19 protein-coding genes are annotated in these 21,181 nt (G+C 69.0%); 9 read left to right on the top strand and 10 right to left on the bottom strand.

Annotated elements, in window-relative coordinates; all coding sequences use genetic code 11:
• Positions 1-809 precede the first annotated feature (809 nt).
• From AB0L34_RS09900 to AB0L34_RS09870, 7 genes are all read left to right on the top strand, one after another.
• Positions 810-2,423 carry an alkaline phosphatase D family protein gene (locus AB0L34_RS09900; RefSeq protein ID WP_363703517.1) on the top strand — a complete coding sequence of 538 codons (1,614 nt, stop codon included), beginning with the start codon at positions 810-812 and terminating at the stop codon, positions 2,421-2,423.
• A 54-nt stretch (positions 2,424-2,477) separates the two neighbouring features.
• The gene (locus AB0L34_RS09895; protein WP_363703515.1) at positions 2,478-3,350 is read left to right on the top strand and encodes a discoidin domain-containing protein; all 873 of its coding nucleotides are present in this window, start codon (positions 2,478-2,480) and stop codon (positions 3,348-3,350) included.
• 54 nt (positions 3,351-3,404) lie between these two features.
• Positions 3,405-5,003 (top strand): FGGY-family carbohydrate kinase, encoded by a 1,599-nt coding sequence (locus AB0L34_RS09890; RefSeq protein WP_363703513.1) that lies wholly within the window; start codon positions 3,405-3,407, stop codon positions 5,001-5,003.
• Positions 4,993-6,474: an FGGY family carbohydrate kinase gene (locus tag AB0L34_RS09885; RefSeq protein WP_363703511.1), complete on the top strand. Its 1,482-nt coding sequence runs from the start codon at positions 4,993-4,995 to the stop codon at positions 6,472-6,474. Before AB0L34_RS09890 ends, AB0L34_RS09885 begins: the two co-directional genes overlap by 11 nt.
• Positions 6,471-7,109 carry a histidine phosphatase family protein gene (locus AB0L34_RS09880; RefSeq protein WP_363703509.1) on the top strand — a complete coding sequence of 213 codons (639 nt, stop codon included), beginning with the start codon at positions 6,471-6,473 and terminating at the stop codon, positions 7,107-7,109. Before AB0L34_RS09885 ends, AB0L34_RS09880 begins: the two co-directional genes overlap by 4 nt.
• A gap of 2 nt (positions 7,110-7,111) precedes the next feature.
• Entirely contained in the window at positions 7,112-8,158 is a 1,047-nt protein-coding gene (locus AB0L34_RS09875; RefSeq protein ID WP_363703507.1) for a 2-hydroxyacid dehydrogenase, read from the top strand.
• A gap of 117 nt (positions 8,159-8,275) precedes the next feature.
• Positions 8,276-9,232 carry a PfkB family carbohydrate kinase gene (locus AB0L34_RS09870; RefSeq protein WP_363703505.1) on the top strand — a complete coding sequence of 319 codons (957 nt, stop codon included), beginning with the start codon at positions 8,276-8,278 and terminating at the stop codon, positions 9,230-9,232.
• 308 nt (positions 9,233-9,540) lie between these two features.
• Here AB0L34_RS09870 and AB0L34_RS09865 read toward each other — a convergent pair whose 3' ends face one another.
• The 8 genes from AB0L34_RS09865 to AB0L34_RS09830 form a co-directional block, all read right to left on the bottom strand.
• On the bottom strand, positions 9,541-10,320 hold the full coding sequence (locus AB0L34_RS09865; protein ID WP_363703503.1) for an SDR family oxidoreductase: 780 nt from the start codon (positions 10,318-10,320) through the stop codon (positions 9,541-9,543).
• Between the two features lie 77 nt (positions 10,321-10,397).
• The gene (locus AB0L34_RS09860) at positions 10,398-11,387 is read right to left on the bottom strand and encodes a dihydrodipicolinate synthase family protein (RefSeq protein ID WP_363703501.1); all 990 of its coding nucleotides are present in this window, start codon (positions 11,385-11,387) and stop codon (positions 10,398-10,400) included.
• 133 nt (positions 11,388-11,520) lie between these two features.
• Entirely contained in the window at positions 11,521-12,252 is a 732-nt protein-coding gene (locus tag AB0L34_RS09855; RefSeq protein ID WP_363703500.1) for an amidohydrolase family protein, read from the bottom strand.
• Positions 12,249-13,193, bottom strand: a complete 945-nt coding sequence (locus tag AB0L34_RS09850) for an amidohydrolase family protein (RefSeq protein WP_363703498.1) — start codon at positions 13,191-13,193, stop codon at positions 12,249-12,251. Before AB0L34_RS09850 ends, AB0L34_RS09855 begins: the two co-directional genes overlap by 4 nt.
• Positions 13,194-13,208: 15 nt before the next feature.
• Entirely contained in the window at positions 13,209-14,294 is a 1,086-nt protein-coding gene (locus AB0L34_RS09845) for an enolase C-terminal domain-like protein (protein ID WP_363703496.1), read from the bottom strand.
• A 74-nt stretch (positions 14,295-14,368) separates the two neighbouring features.
• Positions 14,369-15,136, bottom strand: a complete 768-nt coding sequence (locus tag AB0L34_RS09840; RefSeq protein ID WP_363703494.1) for an amidohydrolase family protein — start codon at positions 15,134-15,136, stop codon at positions 14,369-14,371.
• Entirely contained in the window at positions 15,133-15,876 is a 744-nt protein-coding gene (locus AB0L34_RS09835; RefSeq protein ID WP_363703492.1) for a creatininase family protein, read from the bottom strand. Before AB0L34_RS09835 ends, AB0L34_RS09840 begins: the two co-directional genes overlap by 4 nt.
• A gap of 38 nt (positions 15,877-15,914) precedes the next feature.
• Positions 15,915-16,745, bottom strand: coding sequence for an IclR family transcriptional regulator (locus AB0L34_RS09830; protein WP_363703490.1), 831 nt, complete (start codon positions 16,743-16,745; stop codon positions 15,915-15,917).
• A gap of 95 nt (positions 16,746-16,840) precedes the next feature.
• Between AB0L34_RS09830 and AB0L34_RS09825 the strand changes: the two genes are divergently transcribed.
• The gene (locus AB0L34_RS09825; RefSeq protein ID WP_363703488.1) at positions 16,841-17,341 is read left to right on the top strand and encodes a RidA family protein; all 501 of its coding nucleotides are present in this window, start codon (positions 16,841-16,843) and stop codon (positions 17,339-17,341) included.
• Between the two features lie 238 nt (positions 17,342-17,579).
• On the top strand, positions 17,580-18,932 hold the full coding sequence (locus AB0L34_RS09820; protein ID WP_363703486.1) for a hypothetical protein: 1,353 nt from the start codon (positions 17,580-17,582) through the stop codon (positions 18,930-18,932).
• Positions 18,933-19,390: 458 nt separating this feature from the next.
• Here AB0L34_RS09820 and AB0L34_RS09815 read toward each other — a convergent pair whose 3' ends face one another.
• Together AB0L34_RS09815 and AB0L34_RS09810 are read right to left on the bottom strand one after the other, a co-directional pair.
• Positions 19,391-20,239 carry a carbohydrate ABC transporter permease gene (locus AB0L34_RS09815; RefSeq protein ID WP_363703484.1) on the bottom strand — a complete coding sequence of 283 codons (849 nt, stop codon included), beginning with the start codon at positions 20,237-20,239 and terminating at the stop codon, positions 19,391-19,393.
• On the bottom strand, positions 20,232-21,113 hold the full coding sequence (locus AB0L34_RS09810) for a sugar ABC transporter permease (RefSeq protein WP_363703482.1): 882 nt from the start codon (positions 21,111-21,113) through the stop codon (positions 20,232-20,234). Before AB0L34_RS09810 ends, AB0L34_RS09815 begins: the two co-directional genes overlap by 8 nt.
• Between the last annotated feature and the right edge of the window lie 68 nt (positions 21,114-21,181).

Genomic DNA, 21,181 nt, shown 5'->3' with positions numbered 1-21,181 from the left:
AAGCTGGCCCCTTTGGACTTCTTCCGCACGCGGGTTGTCACCACTGACTTGGACCCGTCCGATCGCTGCGGGTCGGGTCGGAGTGGCCGAGATTGGCGGCGCGGCGTAGCGGGCGATGGCGGGCCGCTCGCGCTGCGAGAAACAAATCATGGCCATGGGCAGTTCGCGATCGGGTCCGCTGGACGGGCCCACACCCGATCCAGGATCGTGTGCCGGTCGGCCCACAGCGGGTGGCACAGGAGCGGTCGCCCAGGTACGCCTGCACGGCGCTGTGCTGGAACTGCAGTCCACCTTTCGCGAGACGCTGCACCAAGTCGAGCGGGACGCCGATGTTCTGGGCAAGTTCGAGGTCGAACTCGAGGCACGGGGTTGAACCGGCGATCCCACGATGTCGGCCAGCAGCTTGACCAGATCCGCCACCCGAGCCAGGCGGATTCGGGAGCCCGCTCACCGCCTAGGACGGAGTCCAGCGCGGCGCGCCCTCGCTGAGCGGTTCCGACCGGAGCACGCTTGCGCCCGACCACGCATCGGACCGGCCGTCCAGCTCGCCACCGGCAGGCCGAGTGCCACCGTTGGCGACAGACGCACCCTCGCGAACACTCGTCGACCCGTCCGGGTTTGTAGCACCCGACCAAAGTTGCTGGGTCTTTACACGATAGTCCGCCACCTGTCATCCTGGCGACACCGGATACTGAAGACATCTTCGATATGTTGTAAATCGATGCTTGGCGCGGTCCTGCCGGCGCCGAGGGGTGGCCTTCCACAAGGGCCAGAGCGGGATTGGTAGCCGGCACGGAAGGAGATAGGGCTTGAGAGGCGACGACCCGAACTCGGAAAGACCCTCCAGGGAGAACCTGCTGGCCGCAAGGTGGGCACGGAGGCGGTTCCTGACCGTAACGGGCGCGGCGGCGGGCCTGGCCCTGACCGCCGGGCTCCCCCTGGCCGCGCAGGCCACCGCCCGACGCACCTACGACTACCCGTTCACCCTCGGGGTGGCCTCCGGCGACCCGCTGCCCGACGGGGTGGTGATCTGGACTCGGCTCGCCCCGCAACCGCTGGAGCCGTTCGGTGGCATGGAGTACGGCACCAAGGTGCCGGTGCGGTGGGAGGTGGCCGAGGACGAGGGGTTCCGCCGCGTCGTACGCAAGGGAATCACCTTCGCGGATTCCGAGTTCGCACATTCGGTCCACATCGACGTACGCGGTCTGCGGCCGTCGGCCGAGTACTACTACCGCTTCATGGCCGGCTCGGACGTCTCCCCCGTGGGACGAACCAAAACCGCGCCGGCGGTCGGGGCAGCCGTGCCGGCCCTGAACTTCGCCTTCGCATCCTGCCAGCACCGGGTTGTCGGCTACTACACGGCATACCAGCACATGGCGCAAGAGGATCTCGACGTCGTCATCCACCTCGGCGACTACATCTACGAGGGTGGCGACCAGGGCACCCTTGGCAGGGGGCACTTCCCGGCCCGGACTCTCTCGAACCTGGCTGACTATCGGATCCGGTTCGCTCAGTACAAGACGGACCCGAATCTGCAGGCCGCGCATGCGGCGTTCCCGTGGATCGTGACCCTCGACGACCATGAGGTGCTCAGCAACTGGGTCTCCAAGTACTCGTTCTACTATCCCCAAGAGAGCTTCGAGCAGTTCCTCATCCGCCGGGCGAACGCCTTTCGCGCCTACTGGGAGCACATGCCGCTGCGGCTCGGCCAGCTTCCGACGGGGCCGGACATGCCGCTCTACCGCCGGTTCACCTACGGCAACCTGGCTGAGTTCAGCGTGCTCGACACCCGCCAGTACCGCGACGACCAGCTCTACAACGACGGCACCGCCCCGCCGGACGAGTTCACCCGCGATCCAAGCCGGCAGATGATCGGCGCTCAACAGGAACGGTGGCTCTTCGACGGGCTCGCCGCCTCTGGCGTCACCTGGAACGTCCTCGCCCAACAGGTCTTCTTCTCCCAACTGGACCTCGATCCCGTCGATGGCAGGGAGCGATACGTCATGGACTCGTGGGACGGGTACGAGGCACAACGAAACCGGATCGTCGACTTCATGCACGACCGCAACATCGCCAACCCGGTGGTACTCACCGGCGACGTGCATGCGAACAACGCCTGCGAGATCAAGAAGAACTTCGACGACACCAACTCCGCTACGGTCGGCGTCGAGCTCGTGGGCACGTCCATCAGCAGCTCCGGCGACGGCGCCGATACCGATCCGGGCAGGGATGCCCTGGCCAGTCAGCTCCCGCACATCAAGTACTACAACGTCCAGCGTGGGTACGTCCGTTGCCAGGTCACTCCCGACCTGTGGCGCACCGACTTCAAGGTGCTGCCCTACGTCAGCCGTCCCGGAGCACCCATCCGGACCGATGCCACCCTCGTGGTCGAGAACGGGCGGCCAGGCCTACAGGAGGGATGACAGCGCGTCTGCGCCGGGGTGACCCCTCGGCAGAGAAATGAACGGGAGGTAAGCGTGCTCAGTTTTGTCGATACCACCAGCAAGAAGCGGTTCGGGGTGGCGCTGCTTGTCGTGGCGCCGCTGGTCGCGGTTATGTCCGGCAGCCAGGGCACCAACGCGCGGGCCGGCGGTCAGAAGGAACCCGCAGTCTCGATCTCGGCGTCACCGCAGCGCCTGGACCTGCTGCCGCACCCGTGCCTGCCGACCCTGCTGATGGTCGGATTCCACAACCAGTCCGGCGAGCCGACCTATGCCACCGCCTTCGTCCGCGCCACGACGCCGCTGCGGGTTTCGGACACGGTCATTCCCACGTACGTTCCACCGGACTACGACGCCACCGCGCCGGTCGAGGTCACCGTGCCTCGGGACATTCCGCCCGGTGAGTACCCGATCCTCCTGGAGGCGGGACGCCAGCGGGTCACCGTGCCGGTCGTCGTGTCGGAGCCGCCCAACGACCCCGGTCGCAACTTCGCCCTCGGCCAGGAGACCACGGCAACCTCGACCGGCGGGACGTTGTCTCCCTGCGGCGCCGTCGACGGGAACCACACCTACACCCTGCTGGGTTACAACAGGCCGGCGACGGCTTGGGCCGACGCTACCCCCGGCGAGTTCCCCGATCAGGTGCAAGTGACGATCAGGAAGCCGGAGACGATCGGCCGCGTCGACCTTTTCACCCATGCCGACAGGCGGTTCTCGCTCAAGGACTGGGATGTCCAAGCACTGACCGACGCGGGATGGCAAACGGTCGCGCAGGTGCGGGGGCACACCGCCGGCCGCTACAGCTCCAGCTTCCCGCCTGTCACGGCGAGCGCCGTACGCATCAACATGCTAGCCACCAACGGATACGCCTACTCCACCCTTGTGGAGCTGGAGGTGTACGCACAGTAGGCACCGGGCGTTTGGCTGCGACCGCGCCCGTTGGATCATCAGCAGCTTCTACTGGTGATCCAGGGCGCGCGGTCCGCTCGTCTGACGCGCGCCCTCGCCGTCAACGAACATCGGGCAGCCGGCCCCTCGGTGACCAATGGAGGACAGGTGTCTGTCATCTGCGTCGACGCCGGTACGACCATGATCAAGGCAGCGGGTTACGACGACGGCGGCCGGGAGGTCGTCGTCGTACGGGAACCCGCCCATGTGCGGCGCCCGCGGTCGGGCTGGGTCGAGCAGGACATGACACAGGTCAGGGAGGCGGCGTTCCGGGCGGTACGCTCCGTTGCCCACCGGCTGCCCGGACAGATCGAGTTCCTCGGGGTGACCGCTCAGGGCGACGGCTGCTGGCTGATCGACGGCACCGGTGCTCCCACCGGGCCCGCCGTGCTATGGAACGACAGCAGGGCCGCGGGGATCGTCGAGCGCTGGGCGGACGCCGGGCTGCTCGCCGAGGCGTTCCGCCTCAACGGCTCAGTGACCTTCGCCGGACTGCCCAACGCGATTCTCAGCTGGATGCACGCACACGACCCCGGCCGGCTGGCAGCCTCGACTGCCGTGCTCACCTGTGGGGGCTGGCTGTTCGCCCAGCTGTCCGGTGTGGTGGTCATGGAGGAATCGGACGCCTCGGCCCCGTTCGGGAATCCTCGTAGCGGTCGCTACGACCGGCGGCTGCTCGACCTGTTCGACATGGCGTGGGCTGAACGCCTCCTGCCATCGGTCGCCGGCGATGGTCGGCGGGTCGCACCGCTGCGCGACGCGGTCGCAGCTGAGGTCGGCCTCGCCCCTGGGACACCGGTGGTAGCCGCACCGTACGACATCGCTTCGACGGCGATCGGCGCCGGCGTGGTACGGCCGGGACAAGCGTGCAGCATCCTCGGGACGACGCTGTGCACCCAAGTGGTGACCGACCAGCTGGCGCTCGGCGATGAGCCGCTCGGGCTGACGGTCGCGCTTGGCCTGCCAGGGCGGCACCTGAGGGCGACGCCGACGCTGGCCGGCACGGAGGTGCTCACGTGGGCGTGCGAACTGCTCGGCGTCGACGAGCCCAGCCAACTGTTCGAGCTCGCTGGCCAAACGGACCCCGGTGCCTCCGGTCTCGTGTGCCTGCCGTACCTGTCCCCGGCAGGGGAACGTGCGCCGTTCTTCGAACCACGGGCCAGCGGCGCGTTCCTCGGGCTCTCGATGGAACACGATCGAAAGGACATCGCTCGTGCCGTGGTGGAAGGGCTCACTCTCGTCATCCGCGATTGCCTCGCCGCCTCGACGGTGACCGCGACCGAGTTACGGCTCTGCGGTGGTGGCGCGGCCAACGGGACATGGGCACAACTGATAGCCGACGTGGTGGGCCTGCCGGTACGGCGTTGCGTCGATACTGAGACCGGCGCCCGTGGCGCGTTCATCATGGGAAAGGTCGCCACTGGCGCCGTAGCCAGTGCGGAGGAGGCGGTGGCGCGGCATGTCGTCGTCCGCGACACGTTAGAACCGGACCCGACCCTGGCACCTCGATACACCGAGCTGTTCGACTGCTTCCTGCACCTGAGGCAGCACGCGGCGGAGGGCTGGCCCCGACTGGCCTCACTGCGGGGGGAGGCGAACCGTGATGCCATGTGAGTTCGGCGACGTGTTTGTCGGCGTCGATCTAGGCACGCAAAGCGTCCGCGCGCTCGCTGTCACCGGGCGGGGCGAGGTCGTGGGCAGGGGCAGCGCGACGCTGGTCAGCCGGCGCGAGCAGAACCGCCACGAGCAGGATCCGACGCAGTGGTGGCCCGCGGTCGCTACCGCCACACGTCAGGCGTTGAGCAACGTCCCACCGGGCACCGTGAGGGGAGTCGCCGTCGCCGCGACCTCCGGGACACTGCTCCTGCTCGGAGCGACGGGCGAACCCGTCACGACGGGCATCATGTACGACGACACACGGGCAACCGAGGAAGCCGCCCTCGCCAACGAGGCCGGCGCCGCTACCTGGGCGGCTCTGGGATACCAACGGATGCAGCCGGCGTGGGCCCTGCCGAAATTGGTCTGGCTGCTGCGTCATCACCCGCGTGCTCAGGACGCGACACGGCTTGCGCACCAGAGCGACGTCGTCAACCGACGGCTGGTCGGACACGAGGTGGCGACCGATCTGAGCAACGCGCTGAAGACCGGGGCGGATCTTGTCACGGGCGCCTGGCCACTGGCCGTGTACGAGGCACTCGGCGTGCCGAACAACCTGCTACCCCCATTGGTCACACCAGGTACCCGGATCGGCGCCGTTTGCGCCACCGCCGCCGATGAGACGGGCATCCCGTTCGGCACACCGGTGTTCGCCGGCATGACCGACGGTTGCGCGGCCCAACTCGCTTCCGGAGCCCTGCACATCGGCAGCTGGAACTCCGTGCTCGGCACCACGCTGGTTCTCAAAGGCGTCACCCAGGAGCCGATCCACGACCCTGCCGGCGCTGTCTACTCCCACCGCGGCCCGAACGGGACGTGGCTACCCGGCGGCGCCTCCAGCTCCGGTGCGGGGGTGATCGCACGTGAGTTTCCGGGGGACGACCTCGACGCACTGACCCGCGCGGCCCGCTCGTACGAACCTGCGGTGCCGGTGTGCTATCCGCTGGTCTCCGCGGGAGAACGCTTCCCGTTTGTGGCCCCGGGTGCTCGAGGCTTCCTCGCCGGCGAACCAAGGGGCGAAGCCGAACGATTCGCCGCCATGCTCCAGGGTGTCGGATACATGGAACGGCTCTGCTTCGACTACCTCGACCTCCTCGGCGCACCACTCGACGGTGACCTCGTGCTGACCGGCGGTGCCACCCGTAACCGCTACTGGAACCAGCTGCGGGCGGACATCCTCGAGCGGCCGGTGGTGCTGCCGGAGAACGCGGAGCCGGCGCTGGGCATGGCGGTCCTCGCCGCCGGCTCACACCGGGACCCGGTGGCCGCCGCCGCGGACATGGTGCGCGTCGGGGTGGTCATCGAGCCACGCCCGAACTCGTTCGGCCGTTTCCGTGCCGGATACCTCCGGCTGGTCGAGACGCTCGAGCAGCATGGCTGGTTGCTGTCGACCACGGCCGCGCACGCGCGGGAAAGGACAACGAGGTGACAACCATCGTGCTCGCGCGTCACGGCGAGACCATCTGGCACGCCGAGAACAGGTACGCCGGAGTCAGTGAGGTCCCGCTCACCGGGCGCGGGAACGAGCAGGCCGCGCAGCTTGCCAGCTGGGCGGCGACGGCGCAGCTGGCAAGCGTATGGACCTCGACACTCGGCCGAGCCCAGCTGACAGCACGACCATGTGCGCAGGCGGCCGGTGCCACACTGGCGGTCGACGCCCGCCTGCGCGAGCTGGACTTCGGTGCCGGGGAAGGACTAACTCGGGCGGAGATGGGTGACCGCTTCCCCGATGCACTTCAGGCTTTCCACGCCGATCCGGTTGCCAATCATCTCCCCGACGGCGAGTCCCCCGTGGCTGCAGCGCAGCGGTTCACCGAATGCCTGAACGACATCGCAACCCAACATCCGGACCGCCGCGTGCTGGTGGTCGCGCACGGGACCGTCATTCGCCTGGCCCTGTGTCACCTCATGGGAGTGCCGCTACGGGAGTACCGGCGGCTGTTCCCCGTGATCGACAACTGCGCCATCTCCGAGGTCCGGCTGTCCCACGACCACTTCTCGCTGATCCGGTTCAACGCTGCGATCACCAGGCACCAGTCCCCTGACCGATCGCCTTGGAGTTGACAGTGACGATTCGCCTGCTCGCCGCCGGTGACCAGTTCGTCCTCAGCGATTTGCTCGTCGACGCGGTGCGCGGCGCGGCCCCTGACGGGATCGACATACGCCAGCTGTCGCTGCCGTGGCCGGTAGAGCCGTTTGGACCCGTCGCGGAGGTTGACGAGGCCAGCGGCACCGAGGACGAACTGATCGAGGCTCTGCGGGGCGTCCACATCTGCGTCACGCAGATGGCGCCGTTGACCAGGAGGGTGTTGACCGCCGCCCCCGACCTGAAACTGGTGTGTGTCACCAGAGGTGGACCGGTGAACGTCAACCTGGAGGCCGCCACCGAGCGGGGTGTAGCGGTCTGTTCCGCCCCCGGGCGCAACGCTGCTGCCACTGCGGAACACACGCTGGCCATGATCCTCGCTGTCGTCCGGCGCATTCCACCAATACATCAGGACCTGACCAGCGGCGTGTGGCGTGGCGACTACTACCGATACGACAGCGTCGGACCGGAGCTGAACGGCTGCACGGTCGGGCTGGTCGGGTTCGGCGCCGTCGGCAGCCGCATCGCCCGAATGCTGCGCGGGTTCGACGCCCGCGTTCTGGTGTACGACCCGTACGTCGACCAGCGCCAGATGCCTGATATCGCCGAACTGACCTCACTCGACGATCTGCTCGCCCGGTCGAGCATCGTGTCTCTGCACGCCCGGGTCACGCCTGAGACCACGAAGATGATCGGGGCCGCCCAACTGGCGTTGATGCCGGCAGGATCGATAATCGTCAACTGCGCACGAGCAGCGCTGCTCGACTACGACGCCGTCTGCGACGCACTCGACAGCGGGCATCTCTTCGGCGCCGCCTTCGACGTCTTTCCGCTGGAGCCGATCCCTGCCGACTCCCGCCTACTCAGGACGCACAACATCGTCATGACGCCGCATCTGGCTGGAGCAAGCAAGCAGACTGCTACCAACGCTGCTCACATAGCCGCTGGTGAGGTGGGTCGGTACCTACGCGGGGAACCGCTGCACTTCTGCGCCAACCCTCAGGCGCAGCGGCAGGTGCGGACGTGACCAACGAGGCGGTGGCCCTGGGCGAGGCCGTGGTGGCGATGGTCGGCCACCCGGGCGTGCCGCTGTCGTACGCCACCGGCCTCACCGCCACTGTGGCCGGCGGAGAGCATCGTCGCTGTGGGCCTCGCCCGGCTCGGATACCGGGTCGCATCCGTCGGCCGGGTCGGCGACGACCCGTTCGGCGCGAGCGTACGCCGGGTGCTGCGTGGCGAGGGTGTCGACGTGGCCGCGGCGCGGATCGACCGGGACCGTCCCACCGGTCTGCTGGTTCGCGACTGCCTGGCCGAGCGTCCGATCACCGTGCACTATGCCCGGGCGGGCAGTGCCGGCTCGGCGCTCGAATCTGGTGATCTGCCGGCCGACTGGACCGGTGTCCGGATGCTGCACGTCAGTGGAATCACGCCGATGCTGTCCCGGTCCGCCCGGGCAGCGACCCACGCGGCGGTGGACGCCGCCCGGTCCGCGGGTGCGCTGATCAGCGTTGACCCGAACGTACGGCTGCGGCTCGGCGACCGGAACGCCTGGCGGGAGGCGCTGATGCCGCTGGTGGCCGGCGCGGATCCGGTCACCACCGGGCGCGACGAGGCTGCCCTGCGCGGTGGCGGGGACGACCCGGTGGCCTGGCTGCACGCGCAGGGTGCCCGATGGGTGACCGTGAAGGACGGGGTACGCGGCGCGGTCGGCAGCGACGGCGGCACCGTGGTTTACCAACCCGCGATACCGGGCGCGGCAGTGGACCCGGTGGGTGCCGGGGACGCCTTCACCGCCGGCTGGTTGTCGGCCGTACGGCGGGGGTTGCCGCTGCGAGCCGCGCTGGCCGAGGCCGCCGCCGTGGCTGCGGCGCGCGTTCAGGTTGCCGGCGACGCGGTGGAGGTTTCCCTGACCACCCCGGGCGCCCTCGACGCGATCGCTGAACTGGCGGACGAGGTGCCCTCCGGTGCGGTGCTCGGCGCCGGCACCCTGCTGGACGCCCGGCGGCCCGCGCCGCGCTCAGCGCGGGTGCCAGTTTCCTGGTCAGCCCCACCCTGGACGTCGAGGTGCTGCGGACCGGCCTGCGCTCCGGGGCGGCGGTGATCCGCGGGCTGCGCCACCCCGACCGAGATGCCCACTGCGCTGGCCGCCAACGCGGACGCGGTGAAGCTCTTTCCCGCCAGCAGTTGGCAGCCAGCCGACCTGGCCGCGGTCCTACAGGCGTTGCCCTACCTTCCGGTGGTGCCGACCGGTGGTATCACCGCGGACAACGCCGGCGCCTGGCTGACCGCAGGGCGGTGGCGCTCGGTGTGGGCAAACACCCTGGCCCGGGACGGAGGCGCCTCGGCACGGACGTTCCTGAAGGGGATCCGTGGGTTCGAACCCGACCCGCGGCATCGACAGGGGCGTCCCTACACGGTCTCGGCGCCGATGTCGAGGGCGAGGGCGTGCGTGCCGGCGAGCAACCCGCCGTCCACCGGCAGGTCGATCCCGGTGATCCAGGCGGCCCGGTCGCAGGCCAGGAACGCGACGGCGTCCGCCACGTTCTGCGGGGTGCCGACCTGGCCCATCGGGTACCACCGCTTGGCGGTCTCCAGCGCCTCCGGATGGATGCGCAGCCGGTCCTGCCAGCCGACGGTGGCGATCGTGCCCGGGGACACCGAGTTGATCCGGACGCCGAAGCGGCCGTACTGGACCGCCAGAGCCCGAGTGAGGTTCAGCAGTCCCGCCTTCGCCGCGCTGTAGACGTCGTTGCCGAAGTAACGGTGGCCGTTGACGGACGCGACGTTGACCACCGCTCCCCGGCCGGCCTCCCGCATCGCCGGCAGCACGGCCTGACACATCCGGATCGCGCCGCCCAGTACCACGTCCAGGTCCACCGACCAGACCGACTCGTCGATGCTCTCGAACCGCTCGTTGGCGCAGACCGCCGCGTTGTTGACCAGGACCGCGAGCGGACCGTACGCCTCGGCCAACTCGCCGATCGTGCGGCGTACGCCGGCCGTGGACCGCACGTCGAGCTCGGCGGCGGTGGCTCCGGGCACCTGGTCGGCGGCCACGCGGGCCCGGTCCAGATCCAGATCGGTGACCAGCACGTGGTGGCCGGCGGCGGCCAACTCCCGGGCGATCGCGATGCCGATGTCCCCACCGGCTCCGGTGACCAGTGCGGTCGTCGCTGCTGACCCGTCCATCAGGGGCCCTCCTCGCTGCTGGAGACAGTGTGCCCGGCGCCGGGATCGCCCGCGCCGGGCAGATCGCGTGTCGGGGGTCAGCCGGACAGGTTCGGCAACAGATCGGCGAACTCGGCCAGGAAGCGGTCGATGACGCGCCGTTCCTCGGCGTCCAGCTGGTGCGCCGGGGCCCTGCACAGGTCGCTGGCGATCAGGCCGCGTCGGTACGAGATGCGCTTCTCCGCAGCGATGATGATTTCGGTGTCGAGCATCCAGTACGAGATGTACGGCAGCAGCCGACGGTGCAGATCCTCCCCGCCGGCCTCGTCGCCGCTGGCGAACCGCCGCCAGATCTCCACGTAGATCTCCGTGAACGAGCAGCCGGGCTGGGTGCCCACCGCTCCCCGGCGGATGGCGTCGGGTAGCTGCACCCCGGCATACCCCTCGATGGCCGGCAGCGGCGGATCGAGTGCGGCGAGTTCTCCGATCAGCCGGCCGGGCGGGCTGGACTCCACTTTGACCAGGCGCAGGTTCGGATGAGCCGCGGCGATCGCGGCCAGGGTCGAATCGTCCAGGCTGGTCCCGGTCTCAGTGGGCGCGTACTGAAGCACGACCGGGGTGGGAGCAACCGCGTCGAGCACCGCCCGGACGTGGTCGACCAGGGCTTGGCGGGACGGCGTCAGGAAGTGCGGAGGCAGCAGGTTGATCAGGTCCGCGCCGGCCTCAACCACCTCGCGGGCCCGGGCCACTGCGAGACGGGTGGCGTGGTCCTGCACCGCGACGATGGCTGCCACATCCGCCCGAGGGCCGGTTTCGGCGAGCAGCACGGCGGTCAGGGTCCGTCGTTCGTCCTCGGCGAGCTTGTAGAACTCTGAGGCGAAGCCGGGGAACATCATGCTGCTCACACCGGTGCCCAGGACGTAGCGCACCACCCGGCGGAAGCCGTCGACGTCGATGTCCCCGGCTGCGGTGAAAGGCACCTCGAGCACCGGTGACACGCCACGTACCAGCGCAGTCGGGTCGTGCGGTCGCGGTGACGGGTCGGGTGCGGGCTCGTCACGCGAGACCGTCGCTGGGGAAACACTCATCTACCCGCCCACCATCCTCGTTGTGCCGCGCCGGCACCCTCGCCCGACAGTTCATCCGACATTTCGAAAACATATCTTGATTTATGGATATGCTATGGGCTGTGCCAAACGGAAACAACCGCGGCCGATATGCTCAGCCGAGCAGTCGGGCGATGTTGCCCCCGAGCACCTGCTCCCGCGCCGAACTGTCGATCGGCCAGTCCAGCACCCGGGTCAGCTCGGCCCTGGGCACCGTGTAGGGCGCGTCGGTGGAGAACACCAGCCGTGACATCCCGATCGCGGGATCGGCGCCAAGTTCGGTGAGCACCGTGTCCCAGGGGGCGTAACAGGTGTCCCCATAGAGGTTGGGCGCATGCCGCAACGCGGGCGCGGCGTCGATCCAGAAGTCGGTCGCCCCACTGCGCCCCATCACGAACGGGATCTGCGGATACCGCAGGGCCAGCGACGCCAGCGTCAGCGGCAACGCGTTCGGTGGCGTGCCGGTGCGCACGTAGACCAGCCAGCCGTTGTCCGCAGCAAACTCCAGCAAGGCATCCACCAGGCCGTCGAGCAAATCGAACCCTTGAAGCACACTGTCCACGTGCAACGCCCGAGCGCCCGCGTCCCGGGCCCGAGCCAGCTCTCGCACCGCCTCGGTGCCGCGCCACGGGTTCGCCACGGCGTACGGCACCAGCCGCCCGGCCGACTCCTTTGCAGCGGTGGTCACCAGCTCGTTGCCCGCCCGGTTGTGGTACGCCACGCAGCGCTCATCCGGTGCCACCAGCGCCCGGTCGATGCCCAGTTCATCCATGGTGGACAGCAGGTCGGCCACGTCGAGGGACACCTCGCGGCCGCGGCCCAGCCGCACGTGCGCGTCGATGATCACCGCTGGCCTCTCGCGCTCGCCGAGGTGGTGCCACTCGTCTCCCGGTCGGCCGGCGCCACGCCAGCGGCGACCGGCCGGGGAAGGCCCAGCGCGCCCAGGGCGTCGGCATGGATGATCTGCTCGATCAGCTCCGCCGGCACTCGGGGCAGGCTGGTCCCGTCCAGAATCCCGTTCACACCGCGCAGGCCGGCGATCGCCTCGGCGGTGTTGGCGACGGGGAAGTCCGATCCGAGCAGCAGCTTGTGCGCACAACCCCACTCGACCGCGGCCAACAGCGACTCGTAACAGACCCAGGGTCGCAGGTAGATCGAGGAGACATCGGCGTATACGTGCGGATGCTTACGGATGGTCACCACGGTCTCCTTGCCCCATGGGTGGCCCATGTGCGCCATGACGATCCGCAGCTCCGGGAACCGCATCGCGATCTCGTCGGTCACCAACGGATAGGTGTACCGAAGCGGGGCGGCGCGGATTGGTGAGGCGCCCTGATGGAACAGGATCGGTAGGCCCAACCGCTCGCACCAGGCGTAGAAGGCCAGCGCCCGCTCACACAGCGGATCGAAGTTCTGGTAGTTCGGGCCCAGCTTTACCCCAACCAGGCCCAGCTCCCGGCACCGCTCCGCCTCCTCGAAGACGTCCGTGGCCAGCGGGTTGACCGACATGAAGCCGATCCGGCGGGCAGGATCGGCCGCCACGAACTCGGCTGTCGCGTCGTTGGTCCGCTCCGGCGGGTACGGCATCCCGGTGGCGGCCAGCGGGTCGGGCACCGCGATGTTGAACACGATGGAGACGTCCGCCGCGGCCATCGCCTCGGCGTAGTCGTCCCAGGAGTTGGTGGTGACCACCGGGCGATCTGTCCGCCATCCGGTGAACACCCGCCGCTCCTCGGGCGGCACCGCGTCTCGGTGGGTGGGGGTGTGCGCGTGCACGTCGACAATCACAGCTTCACCGGTCCTTCATCGAAAGGCGTGGACCAGGTCAGGGCGCGGCACGACACCGAGACCGGGCTGGTCGCCGAGCCGGACGGTGGTGCCGTCGCTGTCCAGGCGTTGGGCCAGGATGTCCTCGGCGTAGTAGTGGGCGCCGATGATGTCTGACGGGAACTCGGCGGACAGCGCTGGCAGTGCGCACGCGACATGCAACTGGGCCGCGGCGCCGATGCCGAGCTCGCCGTTGGATCCGATCAGGACGTCCATGCCGAATGCCGCCGCGAGCTGCCCCATGGCCAACGCCCGGCCCGGCCCGCCACTCTTGCCCACGTACAGGCTCACGCAGTCGGCGGCCTCGGCCCGGACCAGCGCGACCAGGTCCGACAGGCCGAAGACCGCCTCGTCGGCAACCACCGGTAGGCCGATGTCGCGTACCGCACGCAACCCGGCGAGGTCACTCGACGCGACCGGCTGCTCGACGAACCTCACGCCGTAGCTGGCGAGTTCCCGCACCGCGCGGACAGCCTCACTCCGGGACCAGCCGCCGTTGGCGTCCACCCCGAGGAAGGTCTCCGGGCCGACCACTTCGCGGGCTCGCGCCACCCGCGCGACATCGCCGTCGACCCCTAACCCGACCTTGACCTTGAACGCTCGGAAGCCCAACTCCCGGGCGGCCCGGTGCACCTCGTCCAGCTCGACCCCGTCGCCGGACAGGGACAGTTTGATCGGCACGCGATCCCGGTACGGGCCGCCGAGGGCGACGGCGAGCGGAACGTCGAGAGTTCGTGCGTACGCGTCCCACAACGCGGTCGCGAGGCCGGCCTTGGTGAATGGGTTGCCGGCCAGCAGCCGGTCCATCAGCGATTCCAGAGCACCCACCGGCGTCAGCGACCGGCCGACGATGGCCGGCGCCAGCACCGTACGGATGAAATGCTCGGCGCTGGTACCGTCCTCCCCGCTCCACAGCGGCGTGGCGCTCACCTCGCCGTAGCCGGCCACGTCGTCACTGGTCATGACGCGGACGAGCAGGAAGTCCGAGCGGTCGTGCGCGCCCCGGGCACCGCGCACCACCAGCTGGGGATGCACCGGCAGGCTGACCGGCAGGGTATGCACCGCAGCGATGGTCGCCGCAGGTCCGCCTGTCGTCCGCAACTGCGGGGGTCGCAAGCCCGGCTCACTCCTCGCGCTCACGGCAGGCTCGCCCCGGCCAGGAGCCGCCGCGGGTTGTCCACGAGCATGGCCCGACGCTGGCTGTCCGTGATACGCCACCCGTCGATTTCGGCCACTCGGGCCACCGCATAGTCCTGGCTCTTGCGGTCGGACAGCCCCGCGTCGGTGCCGAACAGCACTTTGTGCGCTGGGGCGGCGGCCAGGATCTGCCGCGCTGCGTACGGCGGGGTGCCGCAGATGCACAGGTAGAGGTTGGCCGTCTCACGTGTCAGCGCGAGGGCCTCACGCCAGCAGTCGTGCAGGCCACCGTGCCCGAGCACCACCGGCAGTGTGGGATGCCGGCGGGCCAGCGCGGCGATCTGCGCCGGCGTCGAGTACGGCGGGGTGCCGTCGTGGCTGAGCAGGATGCCGCCGTGTGCGGTGAGCGCCTCGCAGATCGGATCGAGCGACCGCTCGTGCATGCTGAAGCCCTGCAACCAGGGGTGCAGCTTGAGGCCACGCAGCCCGAGGTCGGTCATCATGCGGTCCACTTCGGCGGCGGCGTCGGGTGCGCGTACGGGCACGGTGCCGAATCCGTGCAGCCGGTCCGGGTGCTGCCGAACGAAGGCGGCCAGCTCGTCGTTGGCCTCCGGCTGCGGATCGAACAGACCGTCGTGGCTGAGCACCACGGCCTGGTCCGTCCCAACGGTGTCCATGAATGCCACGAAGTCGTCGGCGCCGAAGGGCGTACCACCCAGCCAGGTGGCGGAGCGCCAAGCCGGCGTGTGTGTATGGAAGTCGATCACAACACCCTCGCGATCTCGACGATGCGGTCGGCCAGCTGTGTGACCAGTCGACCGAACCGACGCCGCCCCGTGTCGGCGTCGGCCGCCTCCGGCCGGTCGGTGTATCCGTCGATTGCCTGCCACGCGTCGGCGGTGTGCAGGTCTACGCCCGGCACCGCAGGCGGCACGGGTACCCGACCGCGCCCGGCCCGGTCCCCCACCATCTCCGGGCGCAGGACCAAAACCAGCGAGGTCTCGAACTCGCCAGCATGGCCGGGGACCGGAACCTCCGGTTCGGCCTCGGCCATCCGCCAGTAGTCGACGTGGCCGACCGCCAGGCCGTACCGGGTGCTGGCAGCCGCGGCGACGGCATGGCACACACCCACGTTGCCGCCGTGCCCGTTGACCAGGACCAGCCGCCTCCCGCCCTGCATGGCGACGGACCGGGCCAGGTCGAGCAGCACCGCCGACAGCGTCTCCGGGCTGAGCGAAAGGGTGCCGCCGAAAGGGAGATGGTGCTCGGAGGCGCCGACGGGGATTACCGGCGTCACGATGAGCGGGCGGGGCGAGCGGGCAGCCGCCTGGCGTGCGGCGGCGTCGCATACTGCCTCAGCGATCAGAGCGTCGGTGCCGGTGGGCAGGTGCGGGCCGTGCTGCTCGGTCGCGCCGACGGGCAGTAGGACGACTGCCTCGGGTAGTTGTTCGGCCAGCGCCTGACGATCGGCATCGGCCCAGCGAACGGTAGACGCCACGGGCGCCATCCTTCAGCATCCGGGATAAAGCTTCGGAAATCCGAATACTATGGGACGACATCGGGCCCTGGCAATGCCGTGGCCGGGCATCCGAGCCGACGCGAGACCTGAGCCGCGACCCGCTGTACGCCCGCCACTGCCCTGCCCCGCCGCTCCCCCACCAGGTCGCGCGCGAAGCCGGTAATCCCGACCGCGCCGGCGACCCGCCCCTCCGCATCGAAGAACGGGGCGGCCACGCAGGCCACTTCGGCTTGCTCCTCTTGATCCTCCACCGCGTAGCCACGGGACCGGACTCCGTCCAACAGCGCACGGAAGGCCGCCGCGCTGCCATCGCCGGCTGCCGGACCGCGTCCGACGACCAGCCGCGACAGCAGCGGGGCGAGTTCGTCCTCTGGCAGATACGCGGCGATGGCCCGGCCCAGCGCCGTCAGATTGAACGGCGACACCTTCCCGGGGTAGGTGTTCAACTGGATGAAGCCTCCGGTGGCCGCCTTGGCCAGGTAGACGACCGTGGCGCCGTCCAGCACCCCGATGTGCGCCGGCATGTCGAGCTCTTCGGCGAGTGCCCGCAACTCCGGCTGCGCCACCGAGGGCAGGTCGATCTTGCGTACGAGTTGACTGGCCAGGCCGTAGAGGCGCAGGGTGGGGCGCCAGAAATGGCTGCGGCCGACGACGCGGCGGGCGGCGTATCCCCGCCGCTCCAGTGTGTAGACGATGCTGGCACAGGTCGCCAGAGGAATTCGGGTCGCCTTGGCCAACGCGGTGAGAGTCATCTCCTCGTCCGAGGCCACCAGCCGCTCGATGACTGTCAATCCACGATCCACCGCCGGAGACGGCGCACGATCTTCCGCGGCGCCAACCTGCTCAGGCATCACCATGCCGATTCCTCCCTCATCGAGCCGTACTGTACGGGCCGTAAGCATCAGGTGGCCGAGCCCGCGAGCGTGCTGAGCCTCCTTCTCAACTCTCCAGTATGCGATGTCCTTCTCTCCATAACCGAAGGAGCGTCATGACTCCCGACGCACGCCTGGCCTCCGCGCAGACGAGCGGGCCACCCCCGCCCGGCGAACGCCCCCACATCGCCTTGACCGGTCGCTCCGGATCCCTACTGGTGAGCTCCGGCCAAACCGCGGTCGGCGCGGACGGACGGTTGATCGCCAGCGGCCGGGTCGGCGCCCAGATCGACCTGACCGAGGCCCGCCGGTGCGCCTGGCAGTGCACGCTCAACGTCCTCACCGCCGTCCAGTCCGAGATCGGCAGCCTCGACCGGATCGCCGCCACGGTCCGGTTGACCGTGTACGTGGCCAGCGATCCGGCGTTCACCGACCAGCACCTCGTGGCCGACGCGGCGACCGAGTGCCTACTTGACGTCCTGGGGCCAAAGGTGGGTCGACACGCCCGGGCCGCGATCGGCGTCGCCGTGCTGCCAACCGGCAGCCCGGTCGAGGTGGAGGCGACGTTCGAACTTGCCTGACCGAAGCATTGCGCCGGTCACCGACCGGCCCTAGGGTCTATCCGGTATTCGGTTTTAAAATTTGATATGCCGAAGCGATGAGCCGAGCATGTCAGGCACGCAACCGCGCGGGCCGATGGTCGGCTGCGGGAGGGAGCTGGCCATGCCATCACCGGACACGAACGACCGGCCCCGTCCATGGATCCCCGCAGGCGGTGTCCGGGCTGCCCTGGTAGGCGGGAACACCGTCGGCGCCGCGGTGCGGGAAAGCCGGCCGCGCGCCGACGGCTACCGCCACATCGACACGCCAGCGTTGATCGCCAAACTTCGCGAGCTGCACGTCAATACGTACCTGTTCGGGATCTGGGACAGCCCAACGGACTGGGACGACCTGTGCGAGGAGTTTCTTCCGGCCGCCGCCGAGGTCGGCATCGATGTCTGGCCGTACCTGGTGCCACCGTCCGAGACGAACGAGAATGGGCGGGCATCGCGGCCGCACCTCACCGACTACCTGGCCTGGACGCGAGCCGTCGCCGAGGCCTCGGTCCGATACCCGAACCTGACCGCCTGGGCGATCGACGACTTCGAGTTCGAGGTGAACGCCCAGCTGTTCACGCCGGACTACATGGCCAAGATGCAGCAGCTCCAGCGCGAGATCAACCCTGACCTCGGCTTCTTCACCTGCGTCTACTACCGGGTGGCGCTCAACGACGCGTTCCTCGACAAGTACGCCTCTCACATCGACGGCGTGATTTACCCCTTCCTCGACGGCCCCAACAACAACACCCAGGACGCCAGCTCGGTACAGCGGTCACTCGACGCGGTCCTCGCCAAAACCGGTCCCCGCGGGCTGGACCTCGTGCTGCTCGTCTACGCCGGCCGGTTCCTGGCCGCGCAACTCGGGCCCAACGAAACGTACGTACGCGAGGTCGTCGACGCCGGCCTGCGCTACGCGGCGGAGGGTCGAATCGCGGGCGTCATCGCGTACGGCACCCAGCTCGACGACGCACCCACCCTGTCCTCCGACAACAAGGCGATGTACGGCGTCGGCCGGCTGAGCCTGGCCCTCCCGTCCGAAATCCCGGTCCCGGCCGGCGCCTGGGCTCAGGCCAGCCAGGTGATCCACCCGGATCCGGACGCGGCCCGCTACGAGCTCTCGTTCTGGCACTTCGACGAGTTCTCGGCCAGCACCCCTGGCAAGGGCCGGATCGTCAAGGAGATCCTGGTCGACGACGAGGTGGCGTGGAGCTGCGACATCCACCACGAGCCGTGGCCGCTGTGGATCCAGGGGAACAGTCTCCAAGGCCCGATCGACCTGACCGCACTCTTGGCCGGCAAGGCGACCGCGACGCTCGCCATCCGCCTGCGGACCCTCGAAGACGTGACGAACGCCCGGGTCGACGTGGGCTTCGACCACCTGGAGTCGATCGGTTTCGCTCTGACCAACCCGGGATTCGAGGAACCAAACGGCTGGGAGCTGACCGACAACGGCGGACCGGCAAAGGCGACCATCGACATCTTCGTCCCGGATCGGCCCCGCCGCATCCGGATGACCGTCGCCGACAGCTTCGCGACCCGCCGGCAGACCACCGACATCGGCCACCGCCGCTGACCCGATCCGACCCGCTCGCCCCGGAGTGACATTCCGGGCCACCGCAGGCCACGCCTTCGGCTCGGTCAGTGGACGGTGGCCAGGCCGGCAGGAGTCACAACTGTGGCGTAGAGCCACTATGCACCCGGAGCAATGTCGGCTCCACCGACAAGGTGGACCTCCTGGCCGCCCGCCACCAGGCGCACGCCCGCAGGTCGCAGGTCTCGGCATGATGCTCGATCGCCTCGACGCCGACCGTGGCCCCACCAACATCCTCCCAGATCGCGGCCAGGCCGGCTGGGTACGCCGGCGGGCCCCGGACGCGGTGGCGTTGGCGAGCGGTACGGATGAGGCGGTGACAGCACCGGCCGGGCCGTGCGGTTTGGCCTCCATGGGAGACGTCGAGACAGCAGCACAAGCGAACGGACAGCGGCCCGCCCCGCGCCCGACAAGCCAGGCGAGGTACCGCTACCGTCGCTTCAACCCTTGAACGCCCCGGCCAGCACGCCCCGGATGAAATAGCGTTGGAAGGACAGGAACAGCACCGCCATCGGCAGCAGGCTCAGCATCGCCATCGCTGTGATTCCGTTGACGTTCACCGAGAACTGGGTGTTGGTGACGGCCATCCCCACCGGGATCGTCTTGACGTCGTCCGACTGCGCAATCAGCAGCGGCCAGAGGAAACTGTTCCAGTTGGCGACGAAGACGAAGATGGCCAGGACGGCCATCGGCTGCAGGCACAGCGGCAGCACCACGCTGCGAAAGATCCGCAAGGTCGAGGCGCCGTCGATGCGCGCCGCGTCCATCAGCGACTCAGGGATCTTGAGGATGAACTGCCGCAGCAGGTAGACCCCGAATGGCCCGGCAATGGCTGGCACGATCAGGCCCGCATAGGTGTCGACCAGGTTCAGCCGGCTGGCAATGAGGTACGTCGGGAGCAGGGTCACCGAGAACGGCAGCATCAGGGTGGCCAGTAACATCCCGAAGACCGCGGTCCGGCCCGGGAAGCGCAGCTTCGCGAAGGCGAAGGCGGCCAGCACGTCCACGGCAACGGTGAGCGCGGTGACCGCGGCGGCGACCAGGAGGCTGTTCACGATCCAGCGCAGCACCACCGGGTCGCCGAGCAGCGCACTGTAGTTGGCCAGCGTCCAGTTCTCCGGGGCGGGCGAGAGGTCGGAGAACAACGTTGACCGGAACGACGCCAAGGCGACCAGCAGGATCGGACCAGCGCACAGCACGACGGCAAGCAATCCGGCCGCGTGGGTGCCTACCAGTTCGCCGGCCGAGTGGCGCCGTCGGCGCCGCCGCCGGGTCAGGGCCTCATTCATAGTCGGAGCCATCCGATCGGGTCCGGCCGATGAAGATTGCCGAGATGACGGCCGTGACAAGCAGCAGCACGATGCTCATGGTGGCGGCGTACGACAGGGACCCACCGTTGAAGGCGCTCTGGTAGATGTACCACATCGCGGTGTAGGTGGCTGTGCCCGGACCGCCGTTGGTCAGCACGTACACCAGGTCGAACACCTGGATGCTGTTGATGGTGACAAGGATGAGCACCAGTTGCAGCACCGGCCGGATCAGTGGCATTTTGATCTTGATGAACAGCCGCCAGCCGGACGCGCCGTCGATGCGGGCCGCCTCCAGCACGTCGGTGGGGATGTTGTTGAAGCCGGCCATGAAGATGATCGAATAGAATCCGCAGGTGCTCCACAGCGTGATCAGGGCGAGGAAGACCATGGTGACGGTGGCGTCGGTCAGCCAGGGCACGTCGATGCCGAGCACCTGGGAGAACAAGTTGCTCACGGGGCCGTACTCGGAGTCGACCATGATCTTCCAGACCAGCCCGGTCGCCACGATAGACAGCAACGACGGCAGGTAGATCAGGGTGCGGTAGGCGGACATGCCGCGGACCGAACTGGACAGCAGCATGCCCACCAGCAGCGTCACCACGATGGTCGCCGGCACGCAGATGAGCATGAACACGGCGGTGTTGACCAAGGTCTGCCGGAACAGGGTGTCGGTGAGCACCGTCCGGTAGTTGTCCAGGCCGGCGTAGGTCAGCCCACTGAGCAACGAACCCTGCTGGAAGGTGAGCAGGATCGTGTAGCCGAACGGCACCAGCACGAACACCCCGAACACTGCAGCCTTGGGCAGCAGGAACGGCAATGCCTGGGCCAGGTCGAGCAACGAACGCCGAATCAACTGGGGCGCCCGGCGGGCCGCAGGGGCGGAGCGCGTCGACCCCGGCCCCCTCGAGCTCGAGGGTCGAG

It is taken from the genome of Micromonospora sp. NPDC052213 (assembly GCF_040679695.1).
Taxonomy (GTDB): domain Bacteria; phylum Actinomycetota; class Actinomycetes; order Mycobacteriales; family Micromonosporaceae; genus Micromonospora.
Note: the sequence above shows the minus strand (reverse complement) of the source record. Positions and strands in the feature narration are given on the sequence as shown.

What these genes read in the sequence shown, in the direction of transcription:
- AB0L34_RS09835 (WP_363703492.1), bottom strand. Translation starts at nt 15,876, where the DNA reads ATGGCGCCCGTGGCGTCTACCGTTCGCTGGGCCGATGCCGATCGTCAG.
- AB0L34_RS09830 (WP_363703490.1), bottom strand. Translation starts at nt 16,745, where the DNA reads ATGGTGATGCCTGAGCAGGTTGGCGCCGCGGAAGATCGTGCGCCGTCT.
- AB0L34_RS09825 (WP_363703488.1), top strand. Translation starts at nt 16,841, where the DNA reads ATGCGATGTCCTTCTCTCCATAACCGAAGGAGCGTCATGACTCCCGAC.
- AB0L34_RS09860 (WP_363703501.1), bottom strand. Translation starts at nt 11,387, where the DNA reads ATGAGTGTTTCCCCAGCGACGGTCTCGCGTGACGAGCCCGCACCCGAC.
- AB0L34_RS09865 (WP_363703503.1), bottom strand. Translation starts at nt 10,320, where the DNA reads ATGGACGGGTCAGCAGCGACGACCGCACTGGTCACCGGAGCCGGTGGG.
- AB0L34_RS09885 (WP_363703511.1), top strand. Translation starts at nt 4,993, where the DNA reads ATGCCATGTGAGTTCGGCGACGTGTTTGTCGGCGTCGATCTAGGCACG.
- AB0L34_RS09815 (WP_363703484.1), bottom strand. Translation starts at nt 20,239, where the DNA reads ATGAATGAGGCCCTGACCCGGCGGCGGCGCCGACGGCGCCACTCGGCC.